This is a genomic window from Streptomyces flaveolus (genome assembly GCF_000716535.1).
Lineage (GTDB): Bacteria > Actinomycetota > Actinomycetes > Streptomycetales > Streptomycetaceae > Streptomyces > Streptomyces flaveolus_A.
Genome location: NZ_JNWV01000169.1, coordinates 1 through 363 on the forward strand (window position 1 = coordinate 1; position 363 = coordinate 363).

The window sequence follows — 363 nt, forward strand, 5'->3', positions numbered from 1 at the left end:
CCGGTCCTGGTGAGGTCGCTCGGCCACCCGGCCGAGACGCTCGATCCGGCCGGGTCGGACGGTGCGCGCACCGGCCTGCGGGTGGAGACGGTGCAGGACGGGGAACGGCTGGCGGAGCTGGTCCGGACGTACCGGACGTCGATGGGTGTCGCGCCGGGCCTGGAGGCTGAGATGGTGCGCATCGAGTCGCGACGCGAGGACAACGCGGACATCATCCGGCTGGCCGCGGTACTGGACGGCCGGGTGGTCGGATCCACGGTGGTGATCACCGCCCACGGGGTGGCCGGGATCTTCCTCGTCCACGTGGCCGAAGCGCATCGCCGACGGGGCATCGGCGCAGCGTTGACGGTCGCCGCGCTCCGG

At 73.3% G+C, this 363-nt stretch carries 1 protein-coding gene; it reads left to right on the forward strand.

Annotated elements, in window-relative coordinates; genetic code table 11:
* Positions 1–363: GNAT family N-acetyltransferase (locus OO52_RS45695; protein ID WP_030659456.1), on the forward strand; the 363-nt coding region annotated here is incomplete at both ends.